Origin of the sequence: Pseudomonas sp. P97.38 (assembly GCF_001269745.1) — a bacterium.
Taxonomy (GTDB): domain Bacteria; phylum Pseudomonadota; class Gammaproteobacteria; order Pseudomonadales; family Pseudomonadaceae; genus Aquipseudomonas; species Aquipseudomonas chlororaphis_E.
The window spans coordinates 17,213-34,519 of sequence record NZ_LHVJ01000003.1 but is presented as its reverse complement, the minus strand read 5'-3'; the positions used below and the strand labels follow the sequence as shown (position 1 = coordinate 34,519).

General features: G+C 63.5%; 19 protein-coding genes. 7 read left to right on the top strand and 12 right to left on the bottom strand.

Translation table 11 applies throughout. From position 1 onward, the window contains the following. Window positions 1–150: 150 nt before the first annotated feature. The 3 genes from AD664_RS00215 to AD664_RS00205 are packed head-to-tail and all read right to left on the bottom strand — an operon-like array spanning window position 151 to window position 2,012. Window positions 151–693, bottom strand: coding sequence for a DUF2937 family protein (locus AD664_RS00215; protein ID WP_042732979.1), 543 nt, complete (start codon window positions 691–693; stop codon window positions 151–153). Between the two features lie 12 nt (window positions 694–705). Beyond that, complete coding sequence (locus AD664_RS00210) at window positions 706–1,482, bottom strand: class II glutamine amidotransferase (protein WP_042732978.1); 777 nt, start codon at window positions 1,480–1,482, stop codon at window positions 706–708. A 32-nt stretch (window positions 1,483–1,514) separates the two neighbouring features. Then, window positions 1,515–2,012, bottom strand: a complete 498-nt coding sequence (locus AD664_RS00205; RefSeq protein WP_053143584.1) for a hypothetical protein — start codon at window positions 2,010–2,012, stop codon at window positions 1,515–1,517. A gap of 101 nt (window positions 2,013–2,113) precedes the next feature. On the opposite strand from AD664_RS00205, the gene AD664_RS00200 reads away from it, so the two are divergent. Both AD664_RS00200 and AD664_RS00195 read left to right on the top strand, forming a co-directional pair. After that, a complete protein-coding gene (locus AD664_RS00200) occupies window positions 2,114–4,168 on the top strand; it encodes a S9 family peptidase (protein WP_053143582.1) in 2,055 nt (684 codons plus the stop codon). A gap of 143 nt (window positions 4,169–4,311) precedes the next feature. Further along, complete coding sequence (locus tag AD664_RS00195) at window positions 4,312–4,785, top strand: cyclic nucleotide-binding domain-containing protein (RefSeq protein WP_053143580.1); 474 nt, start codon at window positions 4,312–4,314, stop codon at window positions 4,783–4,785. Window positions 4,786–4,916: 131 nt separating this feature from the next. Here AD664_RS00195 and AD664_RS00190 read toward each other — a convergent pair whose 3' ends face one another. Beyond that, window positions 4,917–5,204 (bottom strand): hypothetical protein, encoded by a 288-nt coding sequence (locus tag AD664_RS00190; protein ID WP_047739228.1) that lies wholly within the window; start codon window positions 5,202–5,204, stop codon window positions 4,917–4,919. A 124-nt stretch (window positions 5,205–5,328) separates the two neighbouring features. Here AD664_RS00190 and AD664_RS00185 point away from each other — a divergent pair, with 124 nt between their 5' ends. The 4 genes from AD664_RS00185 (at window position 5,329) to AD664_RS00170 (ending at window position 7,591) form a co-directional block, all read left to right on the top strand. Next, window positions 5,329–6,015, top strand: a complete 687-nt coding sequence (locus AD664_RS00185) for an MnmC family methyltransferase (RefSeq protein ID WP_047739229.1) — start codon at window positions 5,329–5,331, stop codon at window positions 6,013–6,015. 47 nt (window positions 6,016–6,062) lie between these two features. Further along, on the top strand, window positions 6,063–6,437 hold the full coding sequence (locus AD664_RS00180; RefSeq protein ID WP_053143578.1) for a YajD family HNH nuclease: 375 nt from the start codon (window positions 6,063–6,065) through the stop codon (window positions 6,435–6,437). Window positions 6,438–6,665: 228 nt separating this feature from the next. Continuing rightward, window positions 6,666–7,136: an RNA methyltransferase gene (locus tag AD664_RS00175; protein ID WP_003198862.1), complete on the top strand. Its 471-nt coding sequence runs from the start codon at window positions 6,666–6,668 to the stop codon at window positions 7,134–7,136. A gap of 77 nt (window positions 7,137–7,213) precedes the next feature. Further along, window positions 7,214–7,591 (top strand): DUF2892 domain-containing protein, encoded by a 378-nt coding sequence (locus AD664_RS00170; RefSeq protein WP_042729667.1) that lies wholly within the window; start codon window positions 7,214–7,216, stop codon window positions 7,589–7,591. A gap of 119 nt (window positions 7,592–7,710) precedes the next feature. On the opposite strand, the gene AD664_RS00165 is transcribed toward AD664_RS00170, so the two are convergent. Then, window positions 7,711–8,940, bottom strand: coding sequence for a hypothetical protein (locus AD664_RS00165; protein WP_053143576.1), 1,230 nt, complete (start codon window positions 8,938–8,940; stop codon window positions 7,711–7,713). Window positions 8,941–8,970: 30 nt separating this feature from the next. Further along, entirely contained in the window at window positions 8,971–9,420 is a 450-nt protein-coding gene (locus tag AD664_RS00160; RefSeq protein ID WP_042729665.1) for a YcgN family cysteine cluster protein, read from the bottom strand. A 160-nt stretch (window positions 9,421–9,580) separates the two neighbouring features. Here AD664_RS00160 and AD664_RS00155 point away from each other — a divergent pair, with 160 nt between their 5' ends. Beyond that, on the top strand, window positions 9,581–10,174 hold the full coding sequence (locus tag AD664_RS00155) for a nitroreductase family protein (protein WP_053143575.1): 594 nt from the start codon (window positions 9,581–9,583) through the stop codon (window positions 10,172–10,174). A 125-nt stretch (window positions 10,175–10,299) separates the two neighbouring features. Here AD664_RS00155 and AD664_RS00150 read toward each other — a convergent pair whose 3' ends face one another. The 6 genes from AD664_RS00150 to AD664_RS00125 all read right to left on the bottom strand — a co-directional run bounded on the left by AD664_RS00150 (window position 10,300) and on the right by AD664_RS00125 (window position 16,834). Then, complete coding sequence (locus AD664_RS00150) at window positions 10,300–11,232, bottom strand: D-2-hydroxyacid dehydrogenase (RefSeq protein WP_053143572.1); 933 nt, start codon at window positions 11,230–11,232, stop codon at window positions 10,300–10,302. A 122-nt stretch (window positions 11,233–11,354) separates the two neighbouring features. Next, on the bottom strand, window positions 11,355–11,648 hold the full coding sequence (locus AD664_RS00145) for a YcgL domain-containing protein (protein ID WP_042729662.1): 294 nt from the start codon (window positions 11,646–11,648) through the stop codon (window positions 11,355–11,357). Further along, window positions 11,645–12,778, bottom strand: coding sequence for a ribonuclease D (gene rnd / locus AD664_RS00140; protein WP_042729661.1), 1,134 nt, complete (start codon window positions 12,776–12,778; stop codon window positions 11,645–11,647). The genes AD664_RS00145 and rnd overlap by 4 nt, the downstream gene beginning before the upstream one ends. A 121-nt stretch (window positions 12,779–12,899) precedes the next feature. Then, complete coding sequence (locus tag AD664_RS00135; RefSeq protein ID WP_053143569.1) at window positions 12,900–13,541, bottom strand: class I SAM-dependent methyltransferase; 642 nt, start codon at window positions 13,539–13,541, stop codon at window positions 12,900–12,902. A 69-nt stretch (window positions 13,542–13,610) separates the two neighbouring features. Continuing rightward, window positions 13,611–15,260: a phosphoethanolamine transferase gene (locus AD664_RS00130; RefSeq protein ID WP_042729659.1), complete on the bottom strand. Its 1,650-nt coding sequence runs from the start codon at window positions 15,258–15,260 to the stop codon at window positions 13,611–13,613. Window positions 15,261–15,451: 191 nt separating this feature from the next. Continuing rightward, window positions 15,452–16,834 carry a glutamine synthetase family protein gene (locus AD664_RS00125; protein ID WP_053143567.1) on the bottom strand — a complete coding sequence of 461 codons (1,383 nt, stop codon included), beginning with the start codon at window positions 16,832–16,834 and terminating at the stop codon, window positions 15,452–15,454. Between the last annotated feature and the right edge of the window lie 473 nt (window positions 16,835–17,307).

The following is a 17,307-nucleotide window of genomic DNA, read 5'->3' as shown; positions in this document are numbered from 1 at the left end:
GGCGAGGGAGCTTGCTCCCGCTGGGCTGCGAAGCGGCCCTGAACCCGGACACCTCGGTGTACCAGACAGATTGAGTTGATTGTTTGGGACTGCTTCGCAGCCCAGCGGGAGCAAGCTCCCTCGCCACAAAAAAGCTGTTTGATCTGGGTGCTACAGCCCGCGCAAATCCCGCTCTTCGATCGGCCGGCTCTGGCGCAGGCGCTTGCCGCCCAGCACGACCCAGTCGATCAGGCGGAACAGGCATTCCAGGCCGAACGACAGTAGCATTGCGCCGCTGATGCCCCAGACCATGGCCTCGGGGGTCAGCAGGATCTGGTAGCTGTAGCCGTTCCAGGTTTCCTTGCGGATGTCCGGGTCGGCGGCCAGTGCCACTTGCAGCAAGCGGATGTACCACGGCCCCTGCATCGCCTGGAACTGCTTGTCCAGGGCCTGCTGGCGCACGAGCAAGGTGTTCAGGCTGTCGGCGTCGCTGCGAAAGATCGGGTCTTCGCTGGCGCGGTAATGGGCCACCAACGCCTGCATGTCACCCTTGAAGAACTGGTTGGCGGTGCCCTGGAAACCTTGCAGGCCTGTCTGTGCCTCGATCAGGTGGGCCTCGACCCGCTTGGCGTAGTCATTGATGAAGCCCGGCACCTGGACCCCCACCAGCAAGCCAATCGCGAACAACACCAGCCGTAGATAACTGAGCAACATAGCGTGACGTCCTTATTCGGTCCGGCCCTGGCTGACGCATTCGCCGCGCCGCCACAGGCTCCATTGGCCCGGTTCGTAGCGGGTCCAGGTTTCGTTTTCGGTCAAGGGCTCGGTGGCGATCACCGTGACCACGTCGTTGGGCGTGGTTTCGGCCTGGAAATCGACGATCACGTCGACATCCTTCAGCCGTGCCGGGCCGAATGGCGCGCGCCGAGTGATCTGGGCCAGTTTGGTCGAGCAATAGCAGAACAGCCAGTCGCCGTCGCTCAACAGGCAATTGAACACGCCTTTGCGACGGTATTCGCCGCAGGCTTCGATCAGCGCCGGCAGCAGTTGCTCCACGTCCACCGGTTCCGGGAAGGCCTGGCGCACGCGGTTGAGCAAATCGCAGAAGGCCGCTTCGCTGTCGGTGTCGCCCACCGGGCGGTAGAAACTCACGCCCGGTTGGAAATCGGCGAGCTGGCCGTTGTGGGCGAAACACCAGTTGCGGCCCCACAACTCCCGCACGAACGGGTGCGTGTTGGCCAGGCAGACCTTGCCGACGTTGGCCTGGCGAATATGCCCGATCACCACTTCACTCTTGATCGGATAGCGCTGCACCAGGTTCGCCACTTCCGACTCGCTACTGGCGGCCGGGTCCTGGAACAGGCGCAAGCCCCGGCCTTCGTAGAAGGCGATGCCCCAGCCGTCGCGGTGCGGCCCGGTCTTGCCCCCGCGCTGCATCAGCCCGGTAAAGCTGAACACGATGTCGGTCGGCACATTGGCGCTCATGCCCAGTAACTCACACATGCTCGGACTCTCGCTTCAAAGGGCAGGCCTGGCTACAGGCGCGGTTCGATGCGCGAACGCTGGGGATTGCTCGGCACCGGCGGACGACCGTAGCGATCATCGCCGGCCACGCCGAACGGCGGCTCATCCTCGGGCTCATCGGCGGCGGCAGCGGCTTTTGCGGAGGCCGCACGCGCCTTGCGGGCATTGGCCGCGCGCTCGATGGGCAAGCGCACCAGCGCGAAGAGCAAGTAGACGCCGAACGCGATCATGCCGTACATGAACAGATCGGACGCGGCCCGCCAGACGTTGTTGCCCACCTTGAACAGCACGTCCAGGGCGACAATGGCCACGGCAGGGGCAAACTTGTCCTTCACCGGGTCGACAATGGTCGGGCAGAACAGCAACACCGCCATCAGCAAGCGCAGCGGCTCGCGCAACCAGCGCCACATCCAGCGGGTCATGCGCATCCACACCAGCAGGCAGCCCAGGGCCGCGAAGGCATAGAGGCCCCAGGCGATCAGATAGTCGTTCTCGGTCATGGTGTCCATGGCAAGGCAGGCAAAGAGGCGCTTATAGTAACGACTTTTCGCTCGTCAGGCTGCCCCGGCGTCTGCCAAGCCCCTTTTCGTACAACGTTCGAGAGCCTTCCATGTCCTTATCTGCCCACGTTTCCAACGCCCCGATTGCCCGCAGGGACGCCGGGGTGGACCCGTACGCCTGGCTGCAGGAACGCGACACCGACGCGGTGCTCGACTACCTCAAGGCCGAAAACAGCTACCAGGAAGACCAACTCGCCGACCAGGCCGAGCTGCGCGAGGCCCTGTTCCAGGAGATCAAGGGACGGATCCTGGAGACCGACCTGTCCCTGCCCTCGCCCTGGGGACCGTACCTGTACTACACCCGCACCACCGCCGGCGACGAATACCCGCGCCATTACCGCTGCCCGCGTCCGGCCGACGACAGCCTGAGCGTGGACGAGAGTCGCGAACAACTGCTGCTGGACCCGAACGCGCTGGCGGGCGGCGGTTTCTTTTCCCTCGGTGCGTTCAGCATCAGCCCCGACCACCAGCGTCTGGCCTACAGCCTGGACACCACGGGCGACGAGATCTACACGCTGTTCGTCAAGGAGCTGTCCAACGACAAGATCAGTGAACTGTCCTTCGAACACTGCGACGGCAGCATGACGTGGGCCAACGACAGCCTGACGCTGTTCTTCGGCGAACTGGACGACACCCATCGCCCCCACAAGCTCTGGCGCTATCGCCTGGATGGCACCGCCGCCGAAGAAGTGTTCCACGAGCCGGATGGACGTTTCTTCCTGCACTGCTACCGTTCCAGCTCCGAGCGCCAGTTGATCCTGTCCCTGGGCAGCAAGACCACCAGCGAAGCCTGGGTGCTGGATGCCGCGCACCCGCAACAGCCTTTCACTTGCCTGGCGCCACGGCGCGAACACCACGAATACGACGTCGACCACGGCCTGCTCGATGGCCAGTGGACCTGGCTGATCCGCAGCAACCGCGACGGCATCAACTTTGCCCTGTACCAGGCCGCGGACACCGGCGTGGCGCCGACCGAAGCCGACTGGCAGAACCTCATTCCCCACAGCGAAACGGTGATGATCGACGGCCTGAGCCTGAATGCCGAGGCGATGACCCTGAGCCTGCGCGAAGGTGGCCTGCCGATCATCGAAGTTCACCCACAGGGCCTGCCGGCCTATCGCGTGCAACTGCCGGACGCCGCCTACAGCCTGCACGTGCAGAACAGCCTGGAGTTTTCCAGCCCGCGCATTCGCCTGCGTTACGAAGCCTTGAACCGCCCCGCGCAGATCCGCCAACTGGACCTGGCCAGCGGTGAGCAGGTGGTTCTCAAGCAAACCCCGGTGCTTGGGCCGTTCGATGCCGACGCCTACGTCAGCCAGCGGATCTGGGCCACGGCCCCGGATGGCACGCAAGTTCCCATCAGCCTGGTGGTCAAGCGCGAGGCCCTCGGCCAACCGGTGCCGCTGTACCTGTACGGCTACGGCGCCTATGGCCAGAGCCTCGACCCCTGGTTTTCCCACGCACGGCTGAGTTTGCTCGATCGCGGCGTGGCGTTCGCCATCGCCCACGTACGCGGTGGCGGTGAACTGGGCGAAGCCTGGTACCGCGCCGGCAAGCAGGAGCACAAGGCCAACACTTTCAGCGACTTCATCGCCTGCGCCGAGCATTTGATCGCCAACGGTTTCACCACCGCCGAGCAGTTGGCGATCAGTGGCGGCAGCGCCGGTGGACTGTTGATCGGCGCGGTGCTCAATCAACGCCCGGAACTGTTCAAGGTCGCCATTGCCGAAGTGCCGTTCGTCGATGTGCTCAACACCATGCTCGACCCGGAGCTGCCACTGACCGTCACCGAATACGACGAATGGGGCAACCCGCAGGAGCCGGACGTCTATGATCGGATCCGCGCCTACGCCCCGTACGAAAACGTCAAGGCCCAGGCATACCCGGCGCTGCTGGTCATCGCCGGCTACAACGACAGCCGCGTGCAGTACTGGGAAGCGGCCAAGTGGGTGGCGAAACTGCGCGCCACCAAGACCGACGACAACCCCTTGCTGCTCAAGACCGAACTGGGCGCCGGCCACGGTGGCATGAGTGGGCGCTACCAGGGATTGCGTGACGTAGCCCTCGAATATGCATTTGTGTTGAAGGTTTTGAGTGTGGTCTGAGGAACTCTATGGGATGGCCGGGTCTTAGCTCCATGCGCTGGGCATCCCAGATCAAATAATTGTGGGAGCGAGCTTGCTCGCTCCCACAAGGGTTCTTCTTCAATCCAAACCCGTAGCAGACACAAGAAAAAGACCGTGACGACATGTCAGAACCGACCTTACTGAACAAAGAAATCCGCGACTGGCTGATGGACTGCGGTCTGTTCGACCAGTTGCAACCTTCCGACTTCGCGGCGGCGTCGGGCTATTTCAGCATCAGCGCCATCGCCGAGGGCGAGGCGATCTTCCGAGAGGGTGATGCGGGCAGTTTCATGTGCATCATCCACACCGGCCAGGTGGCCGTGCAGAAAACCGGCCCCGACGGCCAACCCGTGACCATCGCCACCTTGCGCAGTGGCCGGGCGTTCGGCGAAATGGCCGTGCTGGACGGCGAGCGGCGCTCGGCCAGTTGCATCGCGGCCAGCCCCTGCCAGTTGCTGAACCTGGGCAAGGACTCCCTGGAAAAAATGCTCAACGACGCCCCCAAGATCGCCGCCAAGATCATCCGCGCCCTCGCTGTGTCCCTGTCCAAGCGCCTGCGCATGGCTGATGGGCAGCTGCTGTCGCAGCAGGTCTGACGGCCAACCACAATCGGTGTGGGAGCGGGCTTGCTCGCGAAAGCGGTGTGTCAAACAACATTGATGTCGACTGACACTCCGCTTTCGCGAGCAAGCCCGCTCCCACAGGGCCCGTCATTCACCTATCAGGTTCACCCCCCCGGCGACTTGGCCTTCGGCGCTTGCGACTCCATGCCCGGTAGCGGTTGGTCCTTGGGCGGGTGGGGCATTTCGATCGGCGGCAGCAAAGGCGGCCCGGCGCTTCCGGGGCCGGTCTTGGGCAGGCCGCTGGGCGCGACCGGCGGGTACGGCAGAGGCGTGGCGGTGCCGGGCGAACCGGGGATGCTCGGCGGGTTGACCGGAATCGTCGGCTGCTGGGCCTGCGCGCAACTCATCGAGCACACCGCCAGGACAATGGCCGGTAGAATGATGCACTTCATCAATGGCTCCGTGGCGACTGTTGCCTTCAGGCTAGACCCAGGTGGCCTGTGTGGCTAATGGATGCACTGGAATTAACCGCACAGCCCGCTGGCACAGCGGTCCGTCCTCCCTCATGAGACTTCCATGAAACGTTTCGTTCTGCTCGACACCACCCCCATCCCGGCCAACGGCGGCGCCTTGTGCCTGTTCGAGTACGGCGAAGACTTCGTCATCAAGATCCAGGGCGGTGACGGCGGCCAGTTGATGAACACGCGCATGCACGGTTCCGAGGATGCCCTGGCCGAGATCCCTTGCCGCAAGGTCGCCGGCCGGCCCGGTTCACGCGTGTTGATTGGCGGCCTTGGCATGGGTTTCACCCTCGCCTCGGCCCTCAAGCACTTGGGCAAGCAGGCCGAAGTGGTGGTGGCCGAGCTGGTGCCCGGCGTGGTGGAGTGGAATCGCGGCCCCCTGGGTGAAAAGGCTGGGCGGCCGCTGTCGGACCCGCGCACCGTCATCCGCCTTGAAGACGTGGCCAAGGTCCTGCAGGCCGAACCCCAAGGGTTCGACGCGATCATGCTCGATGTCGACAACGGTCCCGAAGGCCTGACCCAGAAAGCCAACAGCTGGCTGTATTCGGCCGCCGGCCTGGCCGCCTGCGCCAAGGCGCTGCGCCCCAAGGGCGTGCTGGCGGTGTGGTCGGCCAGCGCTGACCGGCAGTTTTCCGACAAGCTGAAAAAAGCCGGCTTCAAGGCCGAGGAAGTGCAAGTGTTCGCCCACGGCAACAAAGGCACCCGCCACACCATCTGGATTGCCGAGAAGCTCAAGGGCTGAGCTAAACTGCATCCAACCGTCATTTGTCTTTTCTACAAGGTGAACCCATGAGTTCGTCAACGCCACCGTCCAACACCGCCAAGCTGGACCGCATTCTCGCCGACGCCCAGCGCGACCGGGAAATGGGCTACCGCGACAAGGCCCTGAAAATGTACCCCCACGTCTGCGGCCGCTGCGCCCGTGAGTTTTCCGGCAAGCGCCTGAGCGAGCTGACCGTTCACCACCGCGACCACAACCACGACAACAACCCGCAGGACGGTTCCAACTGGGAACTGCTGTGCCTGTACTGCCACGACAACGAGCACTCGCGCTACACCGACCAGCAGTACTTCGGCGACGGCTCCCTCAGCACGCCAAAAATCGCCAAGGCGACCCACAACCCCTTCGCCGCGCTGGCCAGGTTGATGAAGAAGGACGAGTGATCGGCAAAGCCCTGAACCAGCCTCTTCAGGGGCTGTCAGGGCCTCTTCGCGAGCAAGCTCGCTCCCACAGTGGATCGAGGCGTACACAAAAGCTCACGTACGCCGATAGCCCCTGTGGGAGCGAGCTTGCTCGCGAAAGCGGCCCGACAGTCACCACCAGTCTCGAAACTGCCGCCCCTCCCCCATTCCCCGTATAATCTCGCCTTTTTCCCCAAAGGCACCCCGCCCGTGGCCAACAAACGCTACAGCTGCATCGGTCTGTTCAACCCCAAGTCACCGGAAAACGTCGGTTCGGTCATGCGCGCCGCCGGCTGCTACGGCGTGGCGTCGGTGTTCTATACCGGCAAGCGCTACGAGCGCGCCGCCGACTTCGTCACCGACACCAAGAAAGTGCACTACGACATTCCACTGATCGGCATCGACGACCTGAAGAAAATCCTGCCCCTGGGCTGCGTACCGGTGGCCGTGGAACTGGTGGAAGGCGCCCGTCCGCTGCCCGAATACACCCACCCGGACCGGGCCCTGTACATCTTCGGCCCCGAAGACGGCTCGCTGGACAAGGACATCCGCGACTGGTGCGAAGACGTGGTGTACATCCCGACCACGGGCTGCATGAATCTGGCCGCCACCGTCAACGTCGTGCTGTACGACCGCATGGCCAAAGGCAACAACACTCGCTCCGGTCCGCAATTCCGCTGACCGGCGTCAAATCCGATTGAACAAGGCAAACGCTCGGGCAGTCAGCTTTATACCAACCCCCACACTGGAGACAGATCATGAGCGATAACAATCCATTCGAGCCGATTCAGAGCACCCCTTTCCAATCCCACCCGCGGCAGAATGTGCACGGCTGGGAGCGCATCGGCTCGCTGGCCGGTGGGGTGCTGATGATGGGCAAGGGCTTGCGCCGTGGCGGGGTGATCGGGCTGGCTCAGCTGGCCATTGGCGGCATGGCGCTGGCACGGGGCATCACCGGGCATTGCTCGGCCAAGTCGCTGTTGGAAAAAAATCGCCAGAACCTCGACAACGCTCGCGCCCGGATCGAACAGGCCGGCGAAGAGCTGAGCCGCATGAAGGCCAACGCCGAAGCGGCGACGAGCACGGCTACGGTGACGGGGAATGATTCGCTGGTTTCGCCCAAAGCCGGGCTCTGATCTTTACGCCGGGGCTGATGGCCCCACCGCGAGCAGGCTCGCGCCTACAGTGTCTCGGCCACAAGACCGCAGAACACCGTTGAGCCCCTGTGGGAACGAGCCTGCTCGCGAAAGCGCCGTCACTGAAGCAAGCGGTTATCCAGGACGGTGGAAGCGCCCTCCAGGATGCTTTCGCTGAGCTGCACGAACTCCTCGGTATCGACCGTCTCCAGGCGCATCGCCCCTTGCAGCACATCGTCCAGCGAACGCTTGTTGCGGGTTTTCAGGCGGATCTCACGGTCCAGTTCCTGCAACAGCAGGACCGCCTTGGCCACCATCGCGGGGCTGATCTGCTCGCCGCGCAAGCTCGTGACACCCCGGCTGTCCCGGGCGAGCCGGTCATTGAGGGCCTGATAGCGCTCGTCACTCAGGCCGCCGGCGCGACGCAGCAGTTCGATGGCATAGAACTCCGTCAGCCCCTCGCTGATCCAGTCGCTGCGATCACGGTCGTTGACCCGTGCCAGCACTTGCATCAACTCGCGCAACAGCGGGCTGCTGCCCCGCTCGCTCACCAGCGGCGGACGGCTGTGCAGGTAGATCGATTCGTGAGCGCCCTGGGCACCGCGCCATAACGGGTCGCCCGCGCCGACGATCAGCAGCTTGGCGGGATGACGCGGCACCACGGCCTGCACCTGCGGCCAAACGAACGTCAGCAGCGTCAGCACGTCCATCCGGCGCATGCCCTGGCCTTGAGGCGAGGCCACCGTCACCTCGGTCTCCCCCAGGCGCGTGCGGCGGCTGCCGAGTTTGCCGGCGAGCATCCAGCCGGTGGGGCGGTCGAAAAGGCGCGAGGGGTTGTCGATGCGAAAGCGCTGCTTGCCGATGCGCGGCCACGGCGTCTCGATGCTTTTCCAGCCGTCGGGCAACTCGACCTCCAGGCGCGCGACCAATTCGACACCGTCCTGCTGGTCGAGCTTGGCCGACGGCACCAGGTCGTCGCCGCGAAACAGGGCCCAGGTCGGGGTCATGCGGGTTTCGAAGGTGCCATTCTTGCGTGTATGGCTGATGCGCACCCGGTAGCTCAGGCTGGCCTTGTCGGCTGTCGGCCGCCAGACACCCCGGGCGTGCTTGCCGGGGGTCAGTTGCCACTGGCCGTCGGCCTTGAAGTCACTGTAGCGGCTGCCGTCGTCGAGGTCGAAATCCAGGCTGCGCACCGCCGAACCGCGGGCCAGCGTCAGGCGCACTTCGGCCTGGTCGCTCTGGGGCAGCAGGTGCACGTGATAATCCAGGTCGACTTTCTGCGCCGCCCACAAAGGGCCACACACGACCAGGCACCCGGCCGCCAGCATCCGTTTCAATCCTGCAGCCATGGGTTCTCCCTGGTAGCGATGCCCGGCGGTTCAGCCGGCGCGAAAAATCAGATGATCTTCCCAATCTTCTTCGGGCACGCTGCCTTCGGCCAGCATGCGCCCGGACTGGGAAATGCGTTCGTGGTGCACCGCATCGCGATCACCGCAGACAAGGTGGTGCCACAGCGGCAGGTCCTTGCCCTCGCTGACCAGCCGATAACCGCAGGTCGGTGGCAGCCACTTGAACTCATCGGCCTTGCCCGGGGTAAGTTGAATGCAATCGGGAACGAACGCACGGCGGTTGGCATAGTCGCTGCACTGGCAGGTCTTGAGGTCCAGCAGTTTGCAGGCGATGCGCGTGTAGTAGACGCTGTTGTCTTCTTCGTCTTCGAGCTTTTGCAGGCAGCACAGGCCGCAGCCGTCGCACAGCGATTCCCATTCCTGGGCATCCAGCTGATCGAGGGTTTTGCGTATCCAGAACGGTTCGACTTTGGCGGCCATGGCTCAAGCATCAACATCAGGTGGTGAAAAGGCCGACAGTCTAGTGCCCGGGCTGCTTAAGGCCAAGCATTGGCGACTGTCGGTAGGCGGGGTCTTGTCAGGCCGCACGCCGCGACGTAGGTTGTTGCGACATTTTCCAAACAGCCCTGTCAGGTGAGCCATGAGCGCCAATTCCCGCATCGCCGATTACGCCATTCATCCGCAGTTCATCGAACGCTGGTCGCCCCGCGCCTTCACGGGCGAAAGCATTGCCGAAGACACCCTGCTGGGCTTTTTCGAAGCCGCGCGCTGGGCGCCATCGGCCTACAACTCGCAACCGTGGCGGTTCCTGTACGCGCGCCGGGACACGCCGAACTGGGAGCGTTTCCTGGGCCTGCTCAACGAATTCAACCGCAGCTGGGCCCAGCACGCCTCGGCGCTGGTGATCATCGTGTCGAAGACCACCTTCGCCGTGCCCGGCGCCACCGAAGAAACCCCGGCGCAGAGCCACACCTTCGACACCGGCGCGGCCTGGGGCCACCTGGCGCTGCAGGCCAGCCTCAGCGGCTGGCACACCCACGGCATGGCCGGGTTCGATCAGGCACTGACCCGTCAGGAGCTGAAGATCCCCGAGGGCTACGACCTGCACGCGGCCGTGGCGATTGGCAAGCTGGGGGACAAATCCACCCTGGCCGAGTACCTTCAGGCCCGCGAAACCCCAAGCCCGCGCCGGCCGTTGAGCGAACTGGTGGCCGAAGGCGATTTCACTCTGTAGCCCACCACTCAATCCCCCTGTGGGAGCGGGCTTGCTCGCGAAGGCGGGGGTTCAGCCAACCTCAATGTTGACTGACACATCGCCTTCGCGAGCAAGCCCGCTCCCACAAGATTGGTCGGCGGTTTTCAGTAACCCCGAGTGAAATCCACTTCCCCGCGCAGTGCCTCGCCGGCCTGGTAGGCCCGCAAGTTTTCCAGAAACAGCTGCGCCATCATCGGTGGCGAGGTCGGGGCGGAGCTGTGGCCGGTGAGCAGCAGGCCCCAGGCAGTCCAGAACGGGTGGCGTTGCGGCAGCGGCTCCTGGCGGCAGACGTCGATCACCGCGCCGGCCAGGTGCCCTTCCTTCAGGGCCTCGACCAGGTCCGCATCCACCACCGCCACGCCGCGTCCGACGTTGATGAACAGGCCGGTGGGCTTGAACTGCTTGAACAACGCCGCATCGTACACATCATGGGTGTCGGGCGTGTTGGGCAGCAGGTTGATGACGTAGTCCGCCTCCCCCACCAGCCGCGGCAGATCCTCCAGCGCCCCCACTTCGACGAACGGCGCCAGCTCGCGGGCCTCGCTGGCGATGCCGTACAACTGCACGCCAAACGGCAGCAGGAACTGCGCCACGCGTTGGCCGATATCGCCCGTACCGACGATCAACACCTTGCGCCCCACCAGGCCCTGTCCCTGGCGATTGTCCCACTTGCGCTCCACCTGGCTGACCAGGCGCGCCAGGACCTCGCGCTCATGGCCGAGCATGTAGGTGAGCACGTATTCGGCCATCACCTGACCGAAAATGCCCACCGCTCGGGTCAGGCGGTAGTCACGGGTCAAGCCTTCGGCAAGCAACGGCGTGATGCCGGCCCAGGTCGATTGCAACCACTGCGGGCGGTGGCCTTGGCGCAACAGTGTGGCGAGCAGGTCGGGCTGGCCGAGCCAGACCGGGCAATCGGCGGCCAGCCGCGACAGTTCGGCGGAATCGCCGCTGGTCAGGACTTCAAGATCGGGGGCAGCCTGGCGCAGCAGTTGGGCGTATACCGCATGATCGTGTTCGGCAATCAGAACGCGCATGAATCAAACCTTTCAAAAACAGTACAGACGACCGCCGGCGGAGTGTTTCCCGCCCTGCGGTCATCATCGATAAATCCATTCCAGTGTTTCAAGCGCCCCAGGACGGGGCCTCGGGGTACCTGTCAGACCGGGTCGTTACGGCGCAGCAACTCTTCGGGCAGATGCTCGATGTACTCGTCTTCGGCAGGCGGCATCTGCAAGTGGTAGCCCTGGGTATCGAGGTTTTCCAGCACCCGGTTGATGTCCTCCCGGGACAGCTGTCGCTCCGGGGTCAGGACCAGGTCAAAGGCATGGATCGCCTTGCCGAAGGCCGCCATCAATGGCTCGGGGACCCGCGCCAGTGCATCGCTCTTGAGCACATACAGGTACATCTCGTTTTTCTTCGAGCTTCGGTAGATGGAGCAGATACGTTTCAAGGCTGTTCTCCGGCAGTGGCCAGGCTGTCGAGCAGCGCCTGGCCCATCAATTCGCGGCGCCAGCCACGCAGCGAATCGGGCAATTGGTAAGGGCCCTCGGGAAAGCCGCTCTTGATCAGGGCTTCGAGGGTTTTCTTGCGCAGCATCAGCTCCGGGGCAATCCCCAGGCGTTCGGCTTCGGCCTGTCCCAACGCCCGCAAGCGCTTGACCAGGGCCGCGGCCTCGATCGGCAACGGCTCGGCCACGGCCGGCGGCCATTGGTCGGGCGGTACGCTGCCGGCGCGTTGGATCAGGTCCAGCAGGAACTCGCCGTCCTGACGCACGGTGCGCGGGTGCATGTCTTCGATTTTAGCCAACGCCCCGAGGTTATCCGGCTGCGTGCGGGCCAGGGGCCACAGCGAATGCTCGCGGATGATGCGGTTGCGCGGCAGGTCGCGGGCGCGCGCCTCACGCTCGCGCCAGGCACACAGCTCGCGCAGCACGGCCAATTGGGCGCGGGAGAGTTTCCAGGCCAGCTTGGCCTCGCGGTACACCTCATACGGGTCGACCTCGCGACGCAGGTTGGCCACCAGCTCGGCACCATCCTCCAGGACCCAGGCGTATTTTTCATCGGACAGTTTCGGACGCAGCTGTACGAAAACTTCCGCCAGATGCAGCGCATCTTCGGCGGCGTAGCTGATCTGCGTCTCGGACAGGGGCCGTTGCAACCAGTCGGAACGGGTCTCACCCTTGGGCAGGTCGATCCCCAGCACGTCCTGCACCAGGCGCGAGTACCCCATGGAGAACCCCAGGTTCAGGTACGCGGCGGCCAGTTGGGTGTCGAACAACGGCGCGGGCAGGCTGCCGGTCAGGCGCAGCAGCACTTCAAGGTCTTCGCTGCAGGCGTGCAGCACCTTGAGCACCGCCGGGTTCTCCAGCAGTGCGGCCAGGGGTTGCCAGTTGTCGATGGTCAAGGGGTCGATCAGGTAGGCGCGCTTGCCATCGCCGATCTGCAGCAAGCCGGCAATCGGGTAAAAGGTGTCGACCCGCATGAATTCGGTGTCGAGGGCGACGAAGGGCAACTGCTGCCATTCGGCGCAAAACTGACCGAGGCTATCGTTGTCGCGAATCCAGTGAATATCGATGGCCACACGGCTCTCCCTTGAAGAATGGCGCGCAGTATATATCGCCGCCGGCGATTGCGAGCATTCGTAGAGCCAGAGCCTGAGAGAAATTGCCCGCGCAAACGCAAGAATAGTCCTACATTACGAACTAACTGGTCTTACGCAATACATATACCCGCGTCAGTGCAAAACCGGGCAGGAAATCCTGGTGCCACACAACGGTGAAACCGGCCTTTCGGAATTCGGCCTCGATGTCCGCCTTGCCGGCGAGTTTGCGCGGCGAAGAATGGCCGATCTTCAGACGGCCCTCGATCTGCACCGAAACGATCACCGTGTCGCGGCTGACCCGATAAAACTCGCGCAACAAGGCCAGGCGATGCTCGCTGGCGCTGACGTGCCGAAACAGTTGCAGGCAAAAAATACAATCCACCGCGTTCGCCGACAGCCCGATGGTGAACGCCGAACTGGGAAATGTCCTGACCCGCTGGAGCAGCGCGCCACCATGGTGGGTGAGCGCGTGCTCGAGCATGTCCGGCGATGGGTCCGCCGCCAGGATCACCCGGTTGGCGTGCTCGGCCAGCACCGGCCAGAACCGCCCGGCCCCGCACGCCACATCCAGCACCAACCCCGGTTCACCGGCCATTTTCAGGGCGTTGCGCACCATGTGCTCATCCCGCCAGAACGCCAGGCGCAGCCGTCGAGGCGCCGGTTGGCAGCAGACCTGCGCATGCTCCTGGTCGTGCTGCCTGGCGAACTCGAGCTCGACGGTGGAAGGGGGTAGCGCGGACATACGAACGGCTCTTGGGAAATGGATGACAGACAGGTTAACCGGCGTCGCGTGAAAAAAAGGTGTAGGCACTCATTCGCGCGCCAACACGCCGTCGATGACCGCGCCGCGGCAATTGGCGAACAGGTCCAGGTCCGGGTTGTAGACCTTGCTGCTGACCTCCAGCAGCCCGAGCATCGAATGGAACAGGTTGTCTTGGCTCAGAGGTTTCTCACGGCTCAGTTGCAAGCAATGGGTGTCGACCGAGAACGCCTTCTGATAGCTGTCGGAAAACCAGGCGAGCATCGCCACGTGCTTCTGTTGTTCCGGGGCGAGCATGTAGGGCGTGCCATGGAGGAACAGGTTGTACTCGCCCAGGGACTCGCCATGGTCCGACAGGTAGAGCATGGCCGTGTCGACCTTGTCCTGGTTGGCCCGCAGCAGGTCGATCAGCGTCGACAGCACATGGTCGGTGTACACCAACGTATTGTCGTAGCCGTTGACGATGCTCTCGCGACTGCAATTGTTCAGCGCATTGCTCTCGCACACCGGAGTGAAGTGCTCGTACTCCTTGGGGTAGCGCTTGAAGTACTCCGGCCCGTGGCTGCCCATCTGGTGCAGCACCAGCACGGTGTCTTTGTCGAGGTTGTCGATGAAGTGCTGCAGACCCTGCAACAGGATTTCGTCGCGGCACTCGCTGTTGGCGCACAGCGCCGGATCCTTGAGGTTGCTCACATCCTGCAACGTGACGCGGTCGCAGGTGCCCTTGCAGCCGGATTGGTTGTCGCGCCAGATCACCTCCAGCCCGGCACGTTTGAGCACGTCCAGCAGGCCTTCTTCATTCCTGGCCTTGCTGGCGTCGTAGTTCTTGCGCCCCATGTTGGAGAACATGCACGGCACCGACACGGCGGTCTCGGTCCCGCAGGAATGTACATCAGTGAAGGCGATCAGACCGGCTTCCTTATCCAGGTTCGGGGTGGTGTCGCGGTTGTAGCCGAGGATGCCGAAGTTCTCGGCCCGGGCGCTCTCCCCCACCACCAGCACCGTCAGGGATTTGCGCCCGTGGGTTTGCCAGGCCGGGTTGCGGCTGGCGTCCTCGCCCACGGCGATGAAGGGTTGCTTGGCCGATGCGACCTGTTCGCGCAAGTAGCCGACGGTCGCCCCGATGTAGTTGCTGGGCACGACCATCAGGCGCAATTCGTGGTGGTTGCGAAACAACGACGACAACCCTTGGTAGTTGACCAACGCGACGCCACCGATCACCGCCGCCGACGCCACGCCGACCAACAACTTACTTAATAACTCCCTTGGCCAGCGACGATAGTTGATCGGTGTCTTGAACAATAACCAGGACGGCACGACACCCAGTAAGACGATGTAGGCAAACAACTTCAGCGACAATAGGTCGCGGACTTCCGTGGCATTGGTTTCGGCAAAGTTGCGCAGCATCCCGGCATCGATCAGCACGCCATACTGCGCCATGAAATAGGCCACGCCGGCGCTGATCATGAACAGCAGTATCAACACCGGCTTGAGCAGCGGCCGGAACGCCACGAGCGTCAACACCAGGTTGAAGGCGCAGAAGATCATCACGCCAAAGGCCAGGCACATCAGCAGGCCCCGGGCGTCCGCCGTGGTGATCGCCAGCAAGTGTTGCCAGAGCACAATGTTGAAGCCCACTAACAAGAAGGCACTGGCCACCAGTGTCACCCACTCCGGGCGCACGGCTTTAATAGTCGGCATGATGATTGACGGTTTCCTGAAAGTTGCTCTTTGAAAAAGAAGTGCCGCAGGTGAATGTGAAAAATTCATTCCCTACGGCAACACAAACTTTAAGTAGGCCACCATCAATTTTTCGTGAAAAAGTTGCTATTAAATAATTTTTTACCCAACACGCCGCAGGGGCGCATGCCCCCGTGCGGCTTGCCCGGGCGTCAGGCGTGATGCAAGTACCAACGCCAGTCCTGCTCGCCCACCTCCCCCATGAACTGGCGGTACTCGGCGCGCTTGACCGCCAGATAAACATTGAGGAACTCATCGCCAAACGCTTCACGCGCCCAGGTCGAGGCATCCAGGGCACCCAGGGTGGTGAGCCAGTCGGTGGGCAACAACGCGGTCGCCTGGGCATAACCATTGCCTTCGATAGGCGCCCCGGGATCGCACTGCCGGCGTATACCGTGATGGATACCGGCCAATATCGCCGCGGCCGCCAGGTACGGGTTGGCGTCTGCACCGCAGACGCGGTGTTCGATGTGCCGGGACGAAGCGGGACCGCCCGGCACCCGCAGGCTCACGGTGCGATTGTCCACGCCCCAGGTCGCCGCCAGCGGCGCGTAGCTGTGGCTTTGGAAGCGTCGGTAGGAGTTGGCGTTCGGGCAGAACATCAGCAACGAGTCGAACAAGGTTTCGAGCATCCCGCCCACCGCATGGCGCAACAGCGGCGTGCCCTCGGCGGCTTCGCTGGCGAACAGGTTGTGGCCCTTCTCGTCCGCCAGGCTGACATGCATGTGCAGGCCGGAACCTGCCAGGTGGGCGAAGGGCTTGGCCATGAAGCACGCGGCCATGCCGTGTTTATGCGCCACGCCCTTGACCAGCCGCTTGTAGCGCACCGCTTCGTCCATGGCCTGCAAGGCATCGGCGCGATGCTCGAGGGTGATCTCCAATTGGCCTGGCGCGTACTCGGAAATCGCGGTCCGGGTGGGAATCCCCTGGAGCTTGCATGCCGCATACAGGTCCGCCAGGAACGGTTCGATCTGCTCCAGCTCACGCAAACCGTAGACCTGGGTGGCACTCGGGCGAGCACCGTCAGCATCCCGCGCCGGTTGCGGCCGCCCCTGGCTGTCGCGTTGCGCGTCCAGCAGGTAGAACTCCAGCTCCGCCGCCATCACCGGGTAATAGCCGTCCGCCTGCAAGGCCGCGATCACCCGGCTGAGCAGGTAGCGTGGATCGGCGACGGTCGCGGACATTCCCTCCTCGGGGTGCATGCTGACCTGCACCGCAGCCGTGGGGATCAACCGCCAGGGCAGGCGCTGCAAGCTGCCGCTGAGGGGATAGGCCCGGCAATCGACGTCACCGACGTCCCACACCAGCCCGGAGTTTTCCACGTCGTCGCCATTGAGGGTCAGCCCGAGAATCGTGCTGGGCAGCGGCCGGCCACTGGTGTAGACCGCCCGCAATTCGTCCCGGTGCAACAATTTGCCGCGAGGCACGCCGTTGTTGTCGAGAATGAACAGCTCGAACAGTTCGATATCGGGGTTTTCGGTGAGGAAGGCGTCGGCGTGCTGCACTGACGCGAAGGGTGTCTTGGCAAGGTTCATCGAAAGGCTCGTATGGTCATGTCGGACAGGCGCCCAGGCGCCGTCAACCCGTGCTCGCATGGGCAAGCACCGTGAAGGGATCAACAGGAAATACGGCAGTCCGGAGGCCGGGCATGGCGACAATGCCAGAGTGCCCAGAAGGCCAGTTCCGAAGGCAGCGCGCTCAGCGAGGGCGTCGCGACGCAGCGCGGCCCCAGGGCAGTCGGTGACGAGTACGGGTTTGCTGAAGGCCAGCCGTCCATGAGCGCATCACTGGAAAACAGATCCAAGCAGCGTCCCACGACAACCTACAGACGTTAAACATTGATTTGATGGAGTTCGGATCGGGCCGAGCTAAACAATGACTCATCGACCCGGGCGTTGATCGACGCGTCGTATTCCCTACATTATGTGTCCCACTGCCGACCGTGAAACGGCCTGCCCGGCATTCTCTTGGGACCATCGTTCCGTTACGATCATCAGCCTGGTTTGCG